This is a genomic window from Rhodococcus sp. (in: high G+C Gram-positive bacteria), from assembly GCF_049286785.1.
Taxonomy (GTDB): Bacteria; Actinomycetota; Actinomycetes; order Mycobacteriales; family Mycobacteriaceae; genus Rhodococcus_F.
The window spans coordinates 1-2,038 of record NZ_JBAQEO010000833.1; the positions used below are offsets into that span (position 1 = coordinate 1).

A 2,038-nucleotide genomic window follows, 5' to 3' on the forward strand; every position below is an offset into this window, starting at 1 on the left:
ATGTCCAGGTCCCCCCGTATCTATGTCCAGGTCACTGTGCAGGCGCGCCGGGTAAAGGTCGAGGTGCGCGACGTGGTCGATGAGTCGATTCCACCGGACGAGATGGTGGTTCATATCGAAGAGGCCCTCACGGCCAGTGCTCAGCGCGCCGCAGAGCGCGACCGGTACGACGCCGAGCAGGCGCAGGCGCAGGCGGCGGGGGGGCGGGCCGGCCAGCGGAAAAGCGATCCGGTGTGGTGTGGCCTGCTAGTCCGCGAACTCTTCGAGTACGTGAACGGCAGTTCCCTGCAGCTGTTCCCGGGACATGACCTCCTCTCGACCGAGCGCAGTCTTCAACAACGGGCCATGTGGCCCCGGTAGGGGCGCCATTCGCGTGCACCCGTGACGCTCGGTGGGCGGCCGCCGGTACCGGAAGCCTCACAGGCCCGGTCATTTATCGGGGGCGTCAGCAGCGGCGTCGCGGTCATTCCCATCGGAAGGTCCGGGTCGCGACGGCGAACCCGATGACAGTCCAGGCCAGCAGGCAGACGAAGGGTTGCCAGCCGATCGAGGCGCCGGTGGCCGCGCTGGTCAGCAGGAACGCTGCCGCGCCGCCCGGCGTCCAGTCGGCCACGCTTGCCAGCCAATCCGGGAACTGGGCGCGGGGGAACCACATGCCGGCGGCGAACCACATGACCGCGGCCACGGCGCTGCCCACACCGCTGGCGACCCGAGGATTGGGGATGACCGCGGCCAGCAGTGCACCGACACCCAGGAAGGCGGCCGCACAGGGGATGAGCAGCAGCACGACCAGCGCCTGCCGGCCGATCGATCCGACCCCGAACAGGAGCGGCAGGGTGCTCAGGAACAGGCCCACCAGCAGGGTGACGGCCAGGATCAGCGCCAGCACGGCCGCGAGCAGGTTGCCCGGGTGCGCCGGGGTCGTGCGCAGCCGGCGAAGGAAACCGAGTTCGCGGTAGTTGCCCAGGATCATCGGCATCATCTGCAGCGTGAGCATCGAGGACGCGAAGACGACCAGTGTGGGCTGGTACGACTCGATGACGCTCAGCCCACCAAATGCGGCCAGCGGTTGCCGTGCGTCGGGGATGAAGCACATGACGATCATCGCGACGACCGGGATCACGACGGTCCAGATGACCATCGCGGGGGTGCGCAACGTGAGGCGCAGTTCATTGCGGAACAGGGCCGTGGTGGCGGTCATCTCAGTCCTCCTGGGTGAGACGCAGATACGCGTCGTCGAGGGTGGGCCCGGTCACCCGGAGTTGGTCGGCGGTGACGCCAAAACCGATCAACGCCGAAAGGACGGCCTGCGGCGTACCGGCGTCCCCCTCGACCACGATCCGGTCATGGTCCTGGTGGATGCTCACGACGCCGGGCAGCGCCCGCAATTCATCCAGGGGCACCGGGGCCGACGGGATGAAGCTGATGGTCTGGACGCCGCCGGCCGCCGACAACTCATCGGGGGTGCCCTGGGAGGCCACGCGCCCGGAGTCGATGATGTAGACCCGGTCGCACAGGTACTGGGCCTCCTCCATCGAGTGGGTGACCAACAGGATCGTCGTCCCGTCGGCGGACAGTTGTTCGAGATAGGTCCAGATGTCGCGGCGGGCGGCCGGGTCGAGGCCGGTGGTCAGTTCGTCGAGGATGGCGACCTTGGGGCGTCCGACGAGGGCAAGCGCCACCGACAGCCGCTGCTGCTGGCCGCCGGACAGCTTCTCGAAGCGCTGGTCACGCTGCGAGGTGAGACCGAATCGCTCGAGCAGTTCGTCGGTGGGGCGGGGGTTGGGGTAGAAGGCGGCGAACAGGTCGATGGCCTCGGCCGTGGTGATCTTGGCGGGCAGCTGGCACTGCTGCAGTTGCATGCTGAGGATCTGACGCAGTTGGGGGTTATGGGAGGTGGGGTCGATGCCGGCGACGCGGATGCTGCCCGCGTCCGGGGTGCGTAGGCCGCCGATGCACTCGACGGCGGTGGTCTTGCCCGCACCGTTGGGGCCGAGGACGCCGACGATCTCGCCCTCGTCCACCGTCAGGTCGATGC

At 68.4% G+C, this 2,038-nt stretch carries 3 protein-coding genes; 1 reads left to right on the plus strand and 2 read right to left on the minus strand.

The genetic code is table 11. The annotated features are described in order from the left end of the window. On the plus strand, positions 1–360 hold a 360-nt coding region (locus WAW17_RS29930; RefSeq protein WP_422336478.1), incomplete at its 5' end, for a hypothetical protein. A 103-nt stretch (positions 361–463) separates the two neighbouring features. Here the strand turns inward: WAW17_RS29930 and WAW17_RS29935 are convergent. Both WAW17_RS29935 and WAW17_RS29940 read right to left on the minus strand, forming a co-directional pair. Then, positions 464–1,201 (minus strand): ABC transporter permease, encoded by a 738-nt coding sequence (locus WAW17_RS29935; protein ID WP_422336479.1) that lies wholly within the window; start codon positions 1,199–1,201, stop codon positions 464–466. A 1-nt stretch (position 1,202) separates the two neighbouring features. After that, on the minus strand, positions 1,203–2,038 hold an 836-nt coding region (locus WAW17_RS29940; protein WP_422336480.1), incomplete at its 5' end, for an ABC transporter ATP-binding protein.